The sequence below is a fragment of the Frondihabitans sp. GW821-FHT04F02 genome, assembly GCF_059420045.1.
Genome location: NZ_JBWKSZ010000001.1, coordinates 706,022 through 719,055, shown reverse-complemented (window position 1 = coordinate 719,055; position 13,034 = coordinate 706,022). Strand labels below are relative to the sequence as shown.

General features: G+C 68.8%; 11 protein-coding genes and 1 tRNA gene. 2 read left to right on the top strand and 10 right to left on the bottom strand.

Going from position 1 to position 13,034, the window contains the following annotated elements:
* Nucleotides 1-46: 46 nt before the first annotated feature.
* From coaE to polA, 5 genes are all read right to left on the bottom strand, one after another.
* Nucleotides 47-661: a dephospho-CoA kinase gene (coaE, locus tag AC07TY_RS03375; RefSeq protein WP_494784327.1), complete on the bottom strand. Its 615-nt coding sequence runs from the start codon at nucleotides 659-661 to the stop codon at nucleotides 47-49.
* A gap of 98 nt (nucleotides 662-759) precedes the next feature.
* Nucleotides 760-2,211, bottom strand: coding sequence for a 30S ribosomal protein S1 (gene rpsA, locus AC07TY_RS03370; protein ID WP_123504564.1), 1,452 nt, complete (start codon nucleotides 2,209-2,211; stop codon nucleotides 760-762).
* Nucleotides 2,212-2,419: 208 nt separating this feature from the next.
* Complete coding sequence (locus tag AC07TY_RS03365) at nucleotides 2,420-4,123, bottom strand: DUF885 domain-containing protein (RefSeq protein ID WP_494784326.1); 1,704 nt, start codon at nucleotides 4,121-4,123, stop codon at nucleotides 2,420-2,422.
* Nucleotides 4,124-4,158: 35 nt separating this feature from the next.
* Nucleotides 4,159-4,470 carry a PTS sugar transporter subunit IIBC family protein gene (locus tag AC07TY_RS03360; protein ID WP_123505152.1) on the bottom strand — a complete coding sequence of 104 codons (312 nt, stop codon included), beginning with the start codon at nucleotides 4,468-4,470 and terminating at the stop codon, nucleotides 4,159-4,161.
* Between the two features lie 56 nt (nucleotides 4,471-4,526).
* Nucleotides 4,527-7,190 carry a DNA polymerase I gene (polA, locus tag AC07TY_RS03355; protein WP_488626250.1) on the bottom strand — a complete coding sequence of 888 codons (2,664 nt, stop codon included), beginning with the start codon at nucleotides 7,188-7,190 and terminating at the stop codon, nucleotides 4,527-4,529.
* A gap of 149 nt (nucleotides 7,191-7,339) precedes the next feature.
* Here polA and AC07TY_RS03350 point away from each other — a divergent pair, with 149 nt between their 5' ends.
* Nucleotides 7,340-7,684 carry a hotdog fold thioesterase gene (locus tag AC07TY_RS03350; RefSeq protein WP_494784551.1) on the top strand — a complete coding sequence of 115 codons (345 nt, stop codon included), beginning with the start codon at nucleotides 7,340-7,342 and terminating at the stop codon, nucleotides 7,682-7,684.
* Nucleotides 7,685-7,829: 145 nt separating this feature from the next.
* Here the strand turns inward: AC07TY_RS03350 and AC07TY_RS03345 are convergent, their stop codons facing one another.
* Both AC07TY_RS03345 and AC07TY_RS03340 read right to left on the bottom strand, forming a co-directional pair.
* Nucleotides 7,830-8,435, bottom strand: a complete 606-nt coding sequence (locus tag AC07TY_RS03345) for an ANTAR domain-containing response regulator (protein ID WP_123504567.1) — start codon at nucleotides 8,433-8,435, stop codon at nucleotides 7,830-7,832.
* 122 nt (nucleotides 8,436-8,557) lie between these two features.
* Nucleotides 8,558-8,639: transfer RNA gene (locus AC07TY_RS03340), tRNA-Leu, on the bottom strand.
* Between the two features lie 261 nt (nucleotides 8,640-8,900).
* Here AC07TY_RS03340 and AC07TY_RS03335 point away from each other — a divergent pair.
* The gene (locus AC07TY_RS03335) at nucleotides 8,901-9,104 is read left to right on the top strand and encodes a cold-shock protein (protein WP_123504568.1); all 204 of its coding nucleotides are present in this window, start codon (nucleotides 8,901-8,903) and stop codon (nucleotides 9,102-9,104) included.
* 102 nt (nucleotides 9,105-9,206) lie between these two features.
* Here AC07TY_RS03335 and AC07TY_RS03330 read toward each other — a convergent pair whose 3' ends face one another.
* The 3 genes from AC07TY_RS03330 to AC07TY_RS03320 all read right to left on the bottom strand — a co-directional run bounded on the left by AC07TY_RS03330 (nucleotide 9,207) and on the right by AC07TY_RS03320 (nucleotide 12,998).
* Entirely contained in the window at nucleotides 9,207-9,836 is a 630-nt protein-coding gene (locus AC07TY_RS03330; RefSeq protein WP_494784325.1) for a hypothetical protein, read from the bottom strand.
* 171 nt (nucleotides 9,837-10,007) lie between these two features.
* A complete protein-coding gene (pyk, locus tag AC07TY_RS03325; RefSeq protein ID WP_123504570.1) occupies nucleotides 10,008-11,453 on the bottom strand; it encodes a pyruvate kinase in 1,446 nt (481 codons plus the stop codon).
* An 87-nt stretch (nucleotides 11,454-11,540) separates the two neighbouring features.
* A complete protein-coding gene (locus tag AC07TY_RS03320; protein ID WP_123504571.1) occupies nucleotides 11,541-12,998 on the bottom strand; it encodes a glutamate synthase subunit beta in 1,458 nt (485 codons plus the stop codon).
* Nucleotides 12,999-13,034: the final 36 nt, after the last annotated feature.

Below are 13,034 nucleotides of genomic sequence, written 5' to 3'. Positions count from 1 at the left end.
GTCCGCCGGGAGACGCCGACCGCCGCCGCTGGGAGCGAACAGGCGGCTACGCCTTCTCGAGCGCTAGAGCCGCGAGCTTCCGGTAGAGGGCGTCGGTCTGCTGGACGGTCGACTCGAGGCTGCTCGACGAGTCGATGACGTCGTCGGCGACTGCCAGCCGCTCGTCGTCGGACGCCTGCGCGTCGACCCGGCGGACGGCGTCGGCCTCGGCCATGCCGCGGAGCGCGACGAGGCGCTTGATCCGCATCGCCCGAGGCGCGTGCACGACGACGACGCGGTTGAACTCGCCCGCTCCCCTGGCCTCGACGAGCAGCGGCACGTCGTAGACGACGACGCGGGTCGGGTCGTGGGCGACGGACTCGCGCATGCGCTCCTGGCTGAGCGCCTGGACGGCCGGGTGCGTGATGGCCTCGAGGGCTCTGCGGGCATCGGCGTCCGAGAACACGACCGCACCGAGTGCGGCTCGGTCGAGGCTGCCGTCGGCCTGGAGGACTCCCGCGCCGAAGCGCTGCTCGATCGCCGCGAGACCGGGTGTCCCCGGCTCGACGACCTCGCGCGCCAGCTTGTCGGCGTCGATGTGCGCGGCTCCGCGCTCGGCGAGCCGCGACGACACGATCGTCTTGCCTGCGGCGATCCCGCCGGTCAATCCCACTACGAACACGTCTCCACCCTAGTGCCCCGACGGAAGGCGACACCTGTTGCAATGCCGAACGGCGGCCACCCCGAGGGTGACCGCCGTTCGCGGATGGTGCGGTGTGACTAGTTGTTGTTCGACAGCTTCTCGCGAAGCGCGGCGAGCGACTCGTCGTCGGCGAGGGTGCCGGCGCCAGAGGTCGACTCGTTCGAGAACGAGGAGCCGGTCGGCACGTCGAACGCGGTGGCCTCTTCGACCAGCGACGCCGCGACCTGCTTCTTGTGGGCCTCCCAGCGAGCCTGGGCGGCAGCGTAGTCCTGCTCCCACTTCTCGCGCTGGGACTCGAAGCCCTCGCGCCACTCGTTGGTCTCGGGGTCGAAGCCCTCGGGGTACTTGTAGTTGCCCTGGTCGTCGTACTCGGTGAGCATGCCGTAGAGCGCGGGGTCGAACTCGGTGCCCTCGGGGTCGACACCCTCGTTGGCCTGCTTGAGGCTCAGCGAGATGCGGCGACGCTCGAGGTCGATGTCGATGACCTTGACGAACACCTCGTCGCCGACCGACACGACCTGCTCGGCGAGCTCGACGTGCTTGGCGGAGAGCTCGGAGATGTGGACGAGGCCCTCGATGCCGTCCGCGACGCGGACGAACGCACCGAACGGAACGAGCTTCGTGACCTTGCCGGGTGCGACCTGGCCGATGGCGTGGGTGCGGGCGAAGACCTGCCACGGGTCCTCCTGCGTCGCCTTGAGCGACAGGGAGACGCGCTCGCGCTCGAGGTCGACCTCGAGGATCTCGACGGTGACCTCCTGGCCCACCTCGACGACCTCGGAGGCGTGCTCGATGTGCTTCCACGAGAGCTCGGAGACGTGGACGAGACCGTCGACGCCGCCCAGGTCGACGAACGCGCCGAAGTTGACGATCGACGACACGATGCCCTTGCGGACCTGGCCCTTGTGGAGGTTGTTGAGGAACGAGGTGCGGCTCTCGGACTGCGTCTGCTCGAGGAGAGCGCGACGCGAGAGGACGACGTTGTTGCGGTTCTTGTCGAGCTCGAGGATCTTGGCCTCGATCTCCTGGCCGAGGTACGGCGTGAGGTCGCGGACGCGGCGCAGCTCGATGAGCGACGCGGGCAGGAAGCCACGCAGGCCGATGTCGACGATGAGGCCGCCCTTGACGACCTCGATGACCGTACCGGTGACGACGCCGTCGGCGTCCTTGATCTTCTCGACGTCTCCCCAGGCACGCTCGTACTGAGCGCGCTTCTTGGAGAGGATCAGACGGCCTTCTTTGTCTTCCTTCTGGAGGACGAGGGCCTCGACCGTGTCGCCGACGTTGACGACCTCGGTGGGGTCGACGTCGTGCTTGATCGAGAGTTCGCGCGAGGGGATGACGCCCTCGGTCTTGTACCCGACGTCGAGGAGGACCTCGTCGCGGTCGATCTTGACGACGGTGCCCTCGATGAGGTCTCCGTCGTTGAAGAACTTGAGAGTCTTTTCGACCGCGGCAAGGAAGTCTTCAGCAGATCCGATGTCGTTGACGGCGACCTGCTTGGGTGCCTTGGTCGTTACGATTGTCATGTAGTGATTGCTCCGTTTTGGGCATTTCTCGGGCCGCATCTCGCCGGTGACAGCAGGATCCGTTCGGATCGGAGGCTGCCGCGGTGATTGTGAGAGTGCGGCGTGCGGATAGTTCAACGCAGTTTGCGCCAATCGATTCTAACGGGTTGCCGCAGGGGCGATCAACCCGGGCGAGCGGCGTGTTCGCCCCCTCCGCCCGGCCGTCCAGTCAGCCGAGAAGCGCCTTCTCGAGGGTCTCGAGACCGACGCCGCCGAGCGCCAGTGCCTCCGAGTGGAAGCGCTTCACGTCGAACCCGTCGCCCTCGCGCTCCGCGAGCCGGGCACGGAGCCCCTCCCACACGCGCTGGCCGACCTTGTACGACGGCGCCTGCCCCGGCCAGCCGAGGTAGCGGTCGACCTCGAAGCGCACCGTGGCCTCGTCGGCGTTGTAGTTGTCGGCGAGGAAGGCAAGGGCCTTCTCGTGGTCCCACGTGCCTCCGGCCGCGTGCGACGGAGTGCCGGGAAACTCCTTGCCGAGGTGCACGCCGATGTCGAGCACGACGCGGGCCGCGCGCATCCGCTGCCCGTCGAGCATGCCCAGTCGGTCGGCCGGGTCGGCGAGGTAGCCGAGCTCGTCCATCAGCCGCTCGGCATAGAGGGCCCAGCCCTCGGCGTGGCCCGAGGTGCCGGCGATCGAGCGGCGGTAGGTGTTGAGGCTCGCGCGGTTGTAGACCGCCTGGCCGAGCTGGAGGTGGTGGCCCGGGACGCCCTCGTGGTACACCGTGGTCTTCTCGCGCCAGGTGGTGAAGGTGGTGACGCCGACAGGAACCGACCACCACATGCGGCCGGGGCGCGTGAAGTCGTCGCTCGGGCTCGTGTAGTAGACCCCGCCGTCCTGCGTCGGGGCGATCCTGCACTCGAGGGTGCGGATCGCCTCCGGGATGTCGAAGTGGGTGCGCCCGAGCTCCTCGACGGCCTGGTCGCTGGTCTGCTGCATCCACTCGCGCAGGGCGTCGGTGCCGTGCAGCACGCGTGCCGGGTCGGCGTCGAGCACCTCGACGGCGCGGGCGACGCTCGCCCCGGGCTCGATGGCCTCGGCGATGGCCTCCTGCTCGGCGGTCATGCGCGCGAGCTCGGCCACGCCCCACTCGTAGGTCTCGTCGAGGTCGACCGTCGCCCCGAGGAACCGCCGCGAGTGCAGCGAGTACGCCTCGCGGCCGACTCCGTCGCCGTCGCCGGCGGCCGGAAGGAGCTCGGAGAGCAGGAACTCGCGGAAGGCCGTGTACGCGGCGGCAGCCTCCACCGCTCCGACCGTCAGCGCCTCCCCCACCGCCTCCGGAAGCACCGCGTCGCCCGCGAGCTCCGGCGCCGAGACCAGCGACTCGAAGAATCCGCCGGGTGCGGAGTGGCGCGCGCACTGCTCGGCCACCGCGGCTACCTGGCGCTTGGCGGGCACGACGCCCTCGGCGATCCCTGCGCGCAGGGTCTCGGTGTAGCCGTCGAGGGCGCCCGCGACATTGCCGAGGCGCGCGGCGATGTCGCGCCAGTCTTTCTCGGTGGCGGTGGGCATGAGGTCGAAGATCTCGCGGATGCCCTGGGCGGGCGATGCGAGCACGTTGAGGTCGCGCAGCTGCAGGTGCAGGGCGTCGTATTCGAGGTCGAGCGTGAGCGAGGACTCGAGATCGTCGCGAGTGACCTGGTCGACGGCGTCGACGACCGGTGCCGCGCGGAGCTCGTCGAGTGTCGCGCGCACGGCGGCGATGTACGCCGCGTGGCCGGCCGGCGAGGTGTCGCCGTACTCGCCGGTGCGCCCCTCGCGGCCGAGCCAGGTGGCCCACTGCGGATCGAGGTCGACGATCGTGTCGACCCACTTCTCGGCGACGGCGTCGATCGGGGTGGGCTGGCGGACAGCGGGCGTGGACTCGAAGCTCATGGTCCGAGCCTAGGACGACCGGCCGACAGCGGCGGTCAGACCTCGATCGTCGAGCCGGACTGGATCGCCTCGACGAGCCGTGCCACGGCCGGGTCGCCCATGAAGAGCTGGAACGGCACGATGGGCGTGCCCTCGGTGACGACTTCGCGCGCGCGGGCGGCCAGGTTGTTCTGAGTGACGACGACATCGGCGTCGGCGGGGATCTCGCGGACCGCCGAGTGCTCGACGTGGACGCCGTTCTTCTTCAGCAGCTTCTTGAGGCTGGAGGCGAGCATGATGCTCGAGCCCATGCCGGCGTCGCAGGCGACGATCAGCTTCTTGACGTGTGATCCGTCGAGGGTGGCCACGGGGTGCTCCTTGTTCGAGGACGGAAGGGAGTGCTCTTGTTCCATCATGCGCCGTCTCAGTGCGCGGCGGCGTCCCAGCTCTCGCCGGTGCCCACGGAGACGTCGAGCGGCACCCGGAGGTCGGCGGCGGAGCCCATGCGGCGGCGGACGACGTCTTCGATCACGTCCACCTCGCCGGTGGCGACCTCGACGATGAGCTCGTCGTGCACCTGGAGCAGGACTCGGGACTGCAGCTCGCGCTCGTCGATCTCGGCCTGGACGCCGAGCATCGCGATCTTCATGATGTCGGCGGCGGAGCCCTGGATGGGAGCGTTGAGCGCGGCGCGCTCCGCGTTCTCGCGCAGCACGCGGTTCGACGACTTCAGATCGGCGAAGGGGCGGCGGCGGCCGAAGATCGTCTCGGTGTAGCCGTCTTCGCGAGCCTGCTCGACCACGTTGCGCAGGTACTCGCGAACAGCCCCGAACCGGTGGAAGTAGTCGGTCATCAGCTGCTTCGCCTCGGCGGTCTCGATCCGGAGCTGCTTCGAGAGGCCGAACGCGCTGAGGCCGTAGGCCAGGCCGTACGACATCGCCTTGACCTTCGTGCGCATGGTCGGGCTCACGTCGGCGGGCTCGACGCCGAAGATGCGGGCGCCGACGAACCGGTGAAGGTCTTCGCCCTCGGTGAAGGCCTGGATGAGGCCGGCGTCGCCCGAGAGGTGCGCCATGATCCGCATCTCGATCTGCGAGTAGTCGGCGGTGAGCAGAGTCTCGTACTCGGGACCGTGCTGGAAGGCGGCGCGGATCTCGTGGCCGACCTCCGTCTTGACCGGGATGTTCTGCAGGTTCGGGTCGATCGACGAGATCCGGCCGGTGGTGGTGCCAGTCTGGTCGTACGTCGTGTGGATGCGCCCGCCGCCGTCGACGGCCTTGTCGAGCGTGTCGATGATCTGGCGCAGCTTCGTCGCGTCGCGGTGCTTGAGCAGCAGGCCGAGGAAGGGGTGCGGATGCTTGTCCTGCAGGTCGGCGAGCGACCCCGCGTCGGTCGAGTAGCCGGTCTTCATGGAGCGGGTCTTGGGCATGTCGAGCTGCTCGAAGAGCACCTCCTGCAGCTGCTTCGGCGAGCCGAGGTTGACCTCGCGGCCGATGACCTCGAACGCCTCGGCGGCGATGTTGGCCGCCGACTCGCCGAGGCGAGCGGAGAGGGCACGCAGGCCGGGCTGGTCGGTCGCGACACCGGTGAGCTCCATGTCGCCGAGGACCGACACGAGGGGGAGCTCGATGTCGCGGAGCACGCCGCGGGAGCCCTCGTCGAGCAGCTCGTCGAGCTCGTCGGAGACGCGGAGCGCGAACCAGGCCTCGGTCGCGACACCTCCGGCTTCGTCGACGGGGACCAGCTGATTGGGGTCGGCGACCGGCATCCGCTCGCCGAGCAGCTCGTAGGCGAGGTCGGCGAGCACGAAGGAGTGGTTGCCGGGGCGCAGCAGCCAGGCCGCGATCCGCGGGTCGCCGTGGAGGCCGGTGAGCTCCAGGCCGGCTCGCTTGAGCGCCTTGTAGGCGCGCTTGGAGTCGTGGACGACCTTGGGCGACTCGGTGTCGAGCCAGGCCTCGAGGGCGACGTAGTCACCGCGGCCGGCGGCCCACGGGACGTACACGGAGTCGTCGGGCGCGGCGATGCCGAGGCCCGTGACCGTGCCGTCGGCGCCGTACTCGACGGCGACGCCGACCGGCGGCTTGTCGGCGCCCGCGTGAGTGCGGAGCCAGTGATCGAGCTCCTCGTCGATGAGGGTGCGGATGACGGGCGCCGCCGGGCCGGCCGCAACGGCTTCGGCTTCGGCGGGTGCTGCGGAGTCGTCGGCCAGGGCGACGACGCGTTCCTGCAGGGTGCGGAACTGCAGCTTGTCGAACACCTCGCGCACGGCGGAGACGTCGATGGGGCGGCGCTCGAGGTCGTCCGGGCCTACCGGCAGATCGACGTCGGTGACGAGGCGGTTGAGCTTGCGGTTGCGAACGGCGCGGTCGTACTGCTCGCGGAGCTTGTCGCCGACGACGCCCTTGACCTCGTCGCGGTGCGCGACGATCTCGTCGAGGGAGCCGAACTGGTTGATCCACTTGACGGCGGTCTTCTCGCCGACCTTGTCGATGCCGATGAGGTTGTCGCTGGTCTCGCCGACGAGGGCGGCGATCTCGGGGTACTGGTGCGGCTCGATGCCGTAGCGCTCGAACACCTTGTCACGGTCGTAGCGGGTGAGGTCGGTGACCCCGCGAGCCGAGGGGTAGAGGAGAGTGACGTCGTCGTTGACCATCTGGATCGCGTCTCGGTCGCCCGAGACCACCTTGACCGTGTAGCCGGCTGCCGAGCCGCGGGCGGCGAGCGTCGCGAGGATGTCGTCGGCTTCGAAGTCGTCTTTGGTGATGGTCGTGATGCCCATGGCGTGCAGGGCCTCCTGCAGCAGGGGGATCTGCCCGACGAACTCGACCGGGGTCGCATCGCGCGTGCCCTTGTACTCGGGGTACTCGCGGGTGCGGAACGAGTAGCGCGAGATGTCGAAGGCCACGCCGAGGTGGGTCGGCTTCTCGTTCTTCATCAGGTTGAGGAGCATCGAGATGAAGCCGTGGATGGCATTCGTGTGCTGCCCCTCGCGGTTGACGAAGCTGTCGACCGGTAGGGCGTAGAAGGCCCGGAATGCGAGGGAATGACCATCGATTACGAGGAGGGTAGGCTTTGCTGCGTCCGACACCCCGTCAGCCTAGCGGCCCCCTCCGACACTCGTCCTTGCCCGAGAGCTGACGCGACGAAACCCCGGGAGACACCGTGACCGACCAGCCGTTCAGCCCTGCCGCAATCGAGTTCCTGGAGCGTCGCGGCGCCGGCGAGCTGGCCGAGAAGATGGGCATCGAGATCCTCGAGCTGAGCGCCGACCGAGCCGTCGGCACCATGCCGGTCGAGGGCAACCGCCAGCCGGTCGGCATCCTGCACGGCGGGGCCCACGTCGTGCTCGCGGAGTCGCTCGGGTCGATGGCCGCGAGCGTGCACGCGGGCGAGGGCCGGATCGCCATGGGCATCGAGCTGAACGCGTCGCACAGCCGGGCCGCCTCGGCGGGGGTCGTCACGGGCACCTGCACGGCGCTGCACCTCGGCCGCACGCTCACGACCCACGAGATCGTCATGACCGACGAGCAGGGCCGGCGCCTGTCGACCGTCCGCATCACGAACATCCTCCGCGACGCCTAGGCCCTCAGAAATTCAAGGAGATTTTTCGCCGGGCGGGGCGATCCGCGCCGATCCGGGTCTGCGCAGGCAAAAATCTCCTTGAATTTCTGGGCGGGACGCGAAAACGGCCGGCCCCCGAAGGGACCGGCCGTCCGTGACGCGACTGCTACTTCTTGACGCTGAGCTGCTCGATGATGGCCTGCGCCACGTCGTGCATCGTGAGGCGGCGGTCCATCGACGCCTTCTGGATCCAGCGGAACGCCTCGGGCTCGGTCAGCCCCATCTTCTCGTTGAGCAGGCCCTTGGCGCGGTCGACGAGCTTGCGGGTCTCGAAGCGCTCGACCAGGTCGGCGACCTCGGCCTCGAGGGTGATGATCTGCGTGTAGCGCGAGAGGGCGATCTCGATGGCCGGAAGGAGGTCGTTCGGGGTGAACGGCTTCACGACGTAGGCCAGAGCCCCAGCCTCGCTGGCCCGCTCGACGAGCTCCTTCTGGCTGAAGGCCGTGAGGAGCACGACGGGCGCGATGTGGTTCTTGGACAGCTGCTCGGCCGCGGAGATGCCGTCGAGCTTGGGCATCTTGACGTCCATGATGACGAGGTCGGGCCGGAGCTCGGTGGCCAGAGCCACGGCGGTCTCGCCGTCGCCGGCCTCGCCGACGACCTCGAACCCGTTGTCGCGGAGGATCTCGACGATGTCGAGGCGGATGAGCGACTCGTCTTCGGCGACGACGACGCGACGGGGTGCTGCGGACGGTGCTTCTTGATCACTCACGGGATGAATCCTACCGGTCTGTTCGTGGGGGCGCGCCGTTTCGGTGCACACGAGGGCGTGAGCACGGGGCGTCTGCTGGACGTTCGCACCATCGCGAATCACGAGCGTCGTCGTTCGTGTCGTGCGAATGGCGGGACTCGAACCCGCAAGCCGTGAGGCAGAGCATTTTGAGTGCCCCGTGTATGCCAATTCCACCACATTCGCGCAGGCGACAAGCTTACTGGCTTCCATGAAGGGTCGATTCACGACGACACGGGCGTCACATTGGATCTTCTTGGGCGAAAACCGCGCGTTCGGGGGTCAGCCTGCGATAGTGTGAGCCGCACTGGTTGTTGTGTTACGCATTTGTACTTCGCGATGAGGCGCTTCGTCTCATCGTTCTTAGAGGGAGCGGACCAAAAAAGCACCGCGACGAGAGATCTCGATGGACGGGATCGAACACCTCTGATTGAAGGAATAAGAAAAATGGCAACAGGCACCGTGAAGTGGTTCAACTCCGAAAAGGGCTTCGGCTTCATCACCCCCGACGACGGATCCACTGACGTGTTCGCGCACTTCTCCGCGATCGCCGGCGATGGCTACCGCAACCTCGAAGAGAACCAGAAGGTCGAATTCGAGACCGCTCAGGGCAACAAGGGTCTCCAGGCCGAGAACATCCGCGTTCTCTAAGTCGAACGACTTACTCGAGAAGCCCCGTCGACTTCGGTCGGCGGGGCTTCTTCGTGCTCGGCGTCGGGTGGCGAGTTCCTGCGCCCGCAGTTGCGAAGGGGCTCAGCGCGGCAGCGGCAGACCGAGGAGCTCGGCGACCGGCTCGAAGTCGTGACGGGCCGTGATGTAGGTGAGCTCCGCGGAGGCAAGCGCCTCGGTCGACGGAGGGGCTGCGACCGTGGTCGGGCCGCTGACGAAGAGGCCGTGGTCGTTCTCGAAGGGCAGGTTCTCGACGGCGACCTTGGCCGCGCGGTAGCGGCGAGTGACGAGGCTCCAGAGGGCGAGCTCGTCGGCTGTCGAGTCGTCGGGCGCCAGCCGGGCGACGTCACCGGGGATCTCGACCGCCGGGAGACGCAGCACGACCGGCTCGGGCGCTCGGCCGACGAAGGCGTCTCGGATGCCGATCGCGCTGGCGAAGCCCACGAGGCCGCCGAGCGCGAACATCATCGCAAGGGCGAGCCAGTCGCTGACGCCTGCGTTGTTGACGGCCGACAGGACGATCAGGAGACCGCCGGCGACTCCCCCGGCGATGGCGGTCCAGTGGACGCGCGGGCGACGACGCGTGCGGCGTACCCGCTCGGCGGCGATGTAGCTCTCGCGCGTGTCGGGGACGCTGTGGCCGGTCGTGGTCGGCACCGCATAGAGCCGCGAGCCGTGCGTGAAGCACCCGGGGTGCGAGCCGTCGATCGCCATGCCCCGACACTATCGACGCGGCCCAGCGCCATGACCGAATCTCAGGAGGGTCACGGCTGGCGCGGCCCTCCTCGACATCTCTGATCGGGCGCAGGATCCGCCCCACCGCCTCCGGGCACGGCGAAGGCCCGCACCCCGAGGGGCACGGGCCTTCGGCTGAGCGGATGACCGCTAGCTGCGGGCGTACGCCGGCGCGGCCTCGTTGTGAGCGTCTCCGACGCGATGCACGCGGAGGTCGTTCGTCGATCCCGAGATTCCGGGAGGGGAGCCGGAGATCACGATGACCTTGTCACCGGCCTGGGCGAGGCCGTTGCCGAGGAGGACGTCGTCGACCTGGCTGAACATGGCGTCGGTGTGCGTGACCGGCTCGACCACGTACGCCTGGGCGCCCCAGCTCATCGCGATGCGGCGGCGGATCGCCTCGTCGGTCGTGAAGGCCACGATCGGGATCGAGTGGCGCAGGCGGGCCATGCGGCGCACCGTGTCGCCGCCCTCGGTGAAGACGCAGACGTACGAGGCCTGGACGAATTCGGCGACCTCGGCCGCGGCGAGCGTGATGGCTCCGCCCAGCGTGCGGGGCTTGGTGCCCAGCTCGGGGATGCGCTCGAGGCCGTGCTCTTCGGTCGAGGAGACGATGCGGGCCATGGTCTGCACCGTGATGACGGGGAACTCCCCGACGCTGGTCTCGCCCGAGAGCATGACCGCGTCGGCGCCGTCGAGCACCGCGTTCGCGACGTCGGACGTCTCGGCACGGGTCGGGATCGGCGACGAGATCATCGACTCGAGCATCTGCGTCGCGACGATGACCGGCTTGGCCATGCGGCGTGAGAGCTCGATCGCGTGCTTCTGGACGATCGGCACGGCCTCGAGGGGCAGTTCGACGCCCAGGTCGCCACGCGCGACCATGATGCCGTCGAACGCGTCGATGATGGCCTCGAGGTTGTCGACGGCCTGCGGCTTCTCGATCTTGGCGTAGACGGGGACCTTGCGGCCCTCCTCCCCCATGATCACGTTCACGCGGTCGATGTCGTCGGCGTTGCGGACGAAGGAGAGGGCGATGAAGTCGGCGCCGAGCTGGAGGCCCCAGCGAAGGTCGGCCTCGTCTTTCTCGGAGAGGGCGGGCACGTTGACCGCGACGCCGGGCAGGTTGATGCCCTTGTTGTTCGAGACGGTGCCGGCCACGACGACCTCGGTAGTGACGACGGTGCCGTCGGTGTCGAGCACGCGCAGCTTGACGCGGCCGTCGTCGATCAGGAGGGGGTCGCCAGCGGAGACGTCTTGCGGAAGGCCCTTGAACGTCGTGCCGCAGATCTCCTTCGTGCCGAGGATCTCTTCGGTCGTGATCTTGAAGATGTCGCCGACCGCGAGCTCGTGCGGGCCGTCGGAGAACTTGCCGAGACGGATCTTCGGGCCCTGGAGGTCGACGAGGACCGCGACGGCGCGTCCGGAGTCGGCCGCTGCCTTGCGAACGTTCTCGTACACCCCCTGGTGGACGTCGTACGTTCCGTGGCTGAGGTTCATCCGCGCGACGTCGACGCCCGCATCGATGATCGCTCGGATGTCTTCATAGCTCGACGTCGCGGGCCCGAGGGTCGCGACGATCTTTGCTCGTCTCATCTTTTCCTTCGTTGGGGGGTGATTTCGCTATCCACCCTATTCCCGGCGAGGGGGTGGAATCTAACCAGCGGGTGTCAGAGCGGTGACCTACAGGGACAGAGCCCGGTCGGTCGGCTTGACGGGCGAGGGCAGCGAGGTCGCACCCTCGAGGTACTTGTCGACCGCGGCGGCGGTGGCACGGCCCTCGGCGATGGCCCAGACGATGAGCGACTGGCCGCGGCCGGCGTCGCCGGTCACGAACACGCCCGGCTGGCTGGTCTCGTACGATCCGTCGCGCTGGACGTTGCCGCGACCGTCGATCGGGAGGCCGAGCTGGCTCTCCAGCGCGTCGCTCTCGGGGCCGGTGAAGCCCAGGGCGAGCAGGACGAGGTCGGCGGGGATCTCGCGCTCCGTGCCCGACTTCGGCACGCGGCGGCCGTCGATGAACTCGGTCTCGGCGACGCGGATGGCGCGGACCTCTCCGACCTCGTTCGACAGGAACTCGACGGTGGAGGCGAGGAACATGCGCTCCCCGCCTTCCTCGTGGGCGCTGGAGACCTCGAACAGCGTCGGCTGCGTGGGCCACGGCTGGCTGTCGGGGCGCTCCGCGGGCGGCTGCGTGCCGATGGCCAGGTTCGTGACGCTCAGCGCGCCCTGGCGGTGCGCGGTGCCGATGCAGTCGGCGCCGGTGTCGCCGCCGCCGAGGACGACGACGTGCTTGCCCTCGGCTGAGATCTGGTCGCCGACGCTGTCTCCGGCGCCGGCCTTGTTCTGCTGGACGAGGTACTCCATGGCGAAGTGCACGCCCGACTGGTCGCGGCCCGGGATCGGGAGGTCGCGCGGAACGGTCGCGCCCGTGGCGACCACGACGGCGTCGTAGCGCGCTCGGAGGTCGTCCCAGGTGATGTCGCGGCCGATCTCGACGCCGGCGCGGAAGCGGGTGCCCTCGGCCTGCATCTGAGCGAGGCGCTGCTCGATCTGCTTCTTCTCCATCTTGAAGTCGGGGATGCCGTAGCGGAGCAGGCCGCCGATGCGGTCGTCGCGCTCGTAGACGGCGACCGTGTGGCCGGCGCGCGTGAGCTGCTGGGCGGCGGCGAGTCCGGCGGGGCCGGAGCCCACCACGGCGACCGTCTTGCCCGTGAGGCGCTCGGGCGGGTGCGGGGTGACCCAGCCGTTCGAGAAGGCCTGGTCGATGATCGACACCTCGACCTGCTTGATGGTGACGGGAGGCTGGTTGATGCCGAGAACGCAGGAGGCCTCGCAGGGCGCCGGGCAGAGGCGGCCCGTGAACTCCGGGAAGTTGTTGGTCGCGTGCAGGCGCTCGATCGCCTGGCGGCCCTCGCCGCGCCACATCAGGTCGTTCCACTCCGGGATCAGGTTGCCGAGCGGGCAGCCCTGGTGGCAGAACGGCACGCCGCAGTCCATGCAGCGGCCGGCCTGGCGGCGGAGCTCGCCCGACTCCTGCTGCTCGTAGACCTCTTTGTAGTCCATGAGCCGAACCGACACGGGGCGGCGCTGGGGAAGCTCTCGCTTCTGGACTTTCAGGAATCCCTTGGGGTCAGCCATGGGACACCTCCTTGCTGTGGGTAGACACGACTAGGG

Bases quoted from the DNA above. Each gene is read 5' to 3' on its own strand.
- AC07TY_RS03335 (WP_123504568.1), top strand. From the start codon at position 8,901: ATGGCAACAGGCACCGTGAAGTGGTTCAACTCCGAAAAGGGCTTCGGC.
- AC07TY_RS03320 (WP_123504571.1), bottom strand. From the start codon at position 12,998: ATGGCTGACCCCAAGGGATTCCTGAAAGTCCAGAAGCGAGAGCTTCCC.
- rpsA (WP_123504564.1), bottom strand. From the start codon at position 2,211: ATGACAATCGTAACGACCAAGGCACCCAAGCAGGTCGCCGTCAACGAC.
- AC07TY_RS03350 (WP_494784551.1), top strand. From the start codon at position 7,340: ATGGGCATCGAGATCCTCGAGCTGAGCGCCGACCGAGCCGTCGGCACC.
- pyk (WP_123504570.1), bottom strand. From the start codon at position 11,453: ATGAGACGAGCAAAGATCGTCGCGACCCTCGGGCCCGCGACGTCGAGC.
- AC07TY_RS03365 (WP_494784326.1), bottom strand. From the start codon at position 4,123: ATGAGCTTCGAGTCCACGCCCGCTGTCCGCCAGCCCACCCCGATCGAC.
- AC07TY_RS03330 (WP_494784325.1), bottom strand. From the start codon at position 9,836: ATGGCGATCGACGGCTCGCACCCCGGGTGCTTCACGCACGGCTCGCGG.